Source organism: Streptomyces durocortorensis (assembly GCF_016901035.1).
Lineage (GTDB): Bacteria > Actinomycetota > Actinomycetes > Streptomycetales > Streptomycetaceae > Streptomyces > Streptomyces durocortorensis.
Genome location: NZ_JAFEUF010000052.1, coordinates 1 through 3,358, shown reverse-complemented (window position 1 = coordinate 3,358; position 3,358 = coordinate 1). Strand labels below are relative to the sequence as shown.

Sequence of the window (3,358 nt, the reverse complement as noted above, 5' to 3'; positions counted from 1 at the left end):
CTTCCGAGGGGGAACGCCCCGGCAGCCGCGGCACGTTACGACCACGCCGCGGCCGCCCGCCCCCCCCCCCCCCCCCCCCCCCCCGCCCCCCCCCCCCCCCCCCCCGCCCCCCCCCCGCCCCGGGGGCTCCGGCATGGTGAGCCACCGTCAAGCCGACCCCTCCGCACCGCTGAAACCCGCCACTTCACCGAATACCGGACAGTCCGGCACCCCATTCGTACAAGAACTGGTCAAAAACTTGTGAGGCAATTGTCGGCACACCGTCAACTTCGCACATTTGATGGCACGCTCTCCGCTCGTAGTCCCCCCACAGGACGACCGACGGAGAACACACATGAACCTCCACACCACCCCCCACAACTCCCGCGCCCGGAACACCCGTCGCATCGCGGCACTCGCGGCGACCGCCGCGATGGTCGTCGCCGGCGTCCAGGCCGGATCCGCCGTCGCCACGCCCGGCGACGACGACGCCCGCACCACCGCGGCGCAGCCCACCACGGCCGCCGCACTCGGCGTGAACCCCTCGGCGCAGCGCGCCACTGCCATCAAGGCGGCCCAGGCGGACGCCTCTTCCGCCGCGAAGGCCCTGAAGCTCGGCGGCCAGGAGAAGCTGATCGCCCGCGACGTCATCAAGGACGCCCAGGGCACGGTCCACACCCGCTACGAGCGCACCTACGACGGCCTGCCCGTCCTCGGCGGCGACCTCGTCACCCACACCACCGCCGCCGGCAAGCTGAAGAGCGTCGACAAGGCGACCGACGCGAAGATAGCCGTGGCGTCCACGACGCCGAAGCTGAAGGCCGCGGCGAGCGCCCGCAAGGTGATCTACGCGGGCGGCGAGAACCCGGTCCTGGCCTGGGAGACCGTCAAGAAGGGCGTCCAGAAGGACGGCACGCCCAGCCGCGTCCACACCATCACCGACGCCACGACCGGCAAGAAGCTGCACAGCTACGAGGCCATCGAGACCGGCACCGGCAACAGCCAGTACAGCGGCGAGGTCGAGATCACCACCACGAAGTCCGACGCGGGCTTCGAGCTGACCGACGGCGAGCGCGGCGGCCACAAGACGTACGACCTGAACCAGGGGTCCTCCGGCACCGGCGACCTCGTCACGGACGACGACGACACCTGGGGCGACGGCACCGGCGGCGACCGGCAGACCGCCGCCGTCGACGCCCACTACGGCGCGGCGAAGACCTGGGACTTCTACAAGACCGCGCTCGGCCGCGACGGCATCGCGGGCGACGGCAAGGCCGCCTACTCCCGGGTCCACTACGGCGAGAACTACGTCAACGCCTTCTGGGACGACAGCTGCTTCTGCATGACGTACGGCGACGGCGAGGGCAACAAGGCCGCCCTCACCTCGATCGACGTCGCGGCCCACGAGATGACCCACGGCCTCACCTCCGCCACCGCCAACCTGGACTACGCGGGCGAGTCCGGCGGCCTCAACGAGGCGACCAGCGACATCCTCGGCGCCTCGGTGGAGTTCTTCGCCGACAACGCCTCGGACGCCGGGGACTACCTCATCGGCGAGAAGATCGACATCAACGGCGACGGCACCCCGCTGCGCTACATGGACAAGCCCTCCAAGGACGGCAACTCCGCGGACTTCTGGGACGAGAACCTCGGCGACCTGGACGTCCACTACTCCTCCGGCGTCGCCAACCACTTCTTCTACCTGCTCGCCGAGGGCAGCGGAAAGAAGACGGTCAACGGCGTCGAGTACGACTCCGCGACCTCCGACGGCTCGACGCTGACGGGCATCGGCCGCGAGAAGGCGTACCAGATCTGGTACAAGGCGCTGTCGGTCTACATGACCTCCACCACCGACTACGCGGGCGCGCGCGTCGCGACCGAGAAGGCCGCGACCGACCTGTTCGGCGCGGACAGCGAGGAGCTGAAGGCGGTCTCGGCCACCTGGACCGGGGTCAACGTCAAGTAACGCGTCACGTAGGGAAGTACGGGAGCCGGTCAGCCCTCCAGGGGCGGCCGGCTTCCGCCGTACAGCCAGGCGTCCCACAGCCCGGTGAGGTCCTGGCCGGTCTCCTCCTCCACGTACGCGGTGAAGTCGCCGGTGGAGGCGTTGCCGTGCCGGTACTTCTCCGTCCAGCCCCGCACCAGCGCGAAGAACGCCCGGTCGTCGTCCAACGCGAGCCGGACTCGGTGCACGACCATGGCCCCGCGCCCGTAGACCGGCGGGTCGGAGAGGTCGAGGGCGGCGGGCGGATCGGCGGGCGGGAACGCCCAGTTGGCGTCGTCGTCGTACGCCTCCTCGAAGCTCTCCCCGACCGGTACGCCGTCGTGGTCGGCGGCCCAGAGCCACTCCGCGTACGTGGCGAAGCCCTCGTTCAGCCACATGTCCCGCCAGGTCTTCGGGGTGACGGAGTTCCCGAACCACTGGTGGGCCAGCTCGTGGACGAGGAGGGCGGTGTCGGGCGGGCCGGGGAAGACGGGCCGGTTCTGGGTCTCCAGGGCGTACGTCGAGTCGCCCGTACGCTCCACGATCGCCCCGGCGGAGGTGAACGGGTACGGCCCGAACCTGGCCCGTGACCACGCCAGCACGTCCGGGATCTGCGCCAGCACGTCCTCGCTCGCCGCCGCCGAAGCGGGGTCCACGGCGGTGAACAGCCGTACGCCGTCGGGGGTGCGCGCCTGCTCGGTGGTGAACTTCCCCACGGCGACGGTCGCCAGATAGCTCGCCATCGGCTCGGTGGTCCGCCAGTGGTAGGCGGTGCGGCCCCTCTCCGTACGCCGGGCGACCAGTTCGCCGTTGGAGATCGCCTTCAGCGGGTCGGGGACGGTGACCTCGATGTCGTACGCGGCCTTGTCGCTCGGATGGTGGTTGCCGGGGAACCAGGCCATGGAGCCGGTCGGTTCACCGAGGGCGACCGACCCGTCCGCCGTCCGCAGCCAGCCCTCCTGTTCGCCGTCCGCGTCGGTGATGGCTTCCGGGGAGCCGGAGTAGCGCACGACGGTGGTGAACGTGCGCCCCTTGCGCATCCGGTCGTCCACCGCCGCGTCGGGGCGGATCGTCAGCTCCTTGCCCGCCCGGTTCACGGCGGCGGGCTCCCCCTCGACGGTGGCGCTCTCCACGTCGAGTCCGGCGAGGTCCAGGTGGAAGGCGCTCAGGTGCTGGGTGGCGCGGGCGGTGATCGTGGCCGTGCCGCGCAGCTGGCCGGCGGCGGGGTCGACGTCGAGCTTCAGGCCGTAGTGGGTGACGTCGAAGCCGCCGTTGCCGAGCCCGGGGAAGTACGGGTCGCGCACCCCGACCGCGCCCGGGGTGCCCTCGACCCCGCCGGTGCAGCCCGAGCCGAGGAGGGCGAGGACCAGGGCGACCAGGAGGGGGGCGGTGGTG

At 71.3% G+C, this 3,358-nt stretch carries 2 protein-coding genes; one reads left to right on the top strand and one right to left on the bottom strand.

Annotated features, from left to right (window positions below; all coding sequences use genetic code 11):
* Window positions 1–334 precede the first annotated feature (334 nt).
* Entirely contained in the window at window positions 335–1,945 is a 1,611-nt protein-coding gene (locus tag JS521_RS13170; RefSeq protein ID WP_205083046.1) for a M4 family metallopeptidase, read from the top strand.
* A 29-nt stretch (window positions 1,946–1,974) separates the two neighbouring features.
* Here JS521_RS13170 and JS521_RS13165 read toward each other — a convergent pair whose 3' ends face one another.
* Window positions 1,975–3,342, bottom strand: coding sequence for a M1 family metallopeptidase (locus JS521_RS13165; protein WP_205083082.1), 1,368 nt, complete (start codon window positions 3,340–3,342; stop codon window positions 1,975–1,977).
* Between the last annotated feature and the right edge of the window lie 16 nt (window positions 3,343–3,358).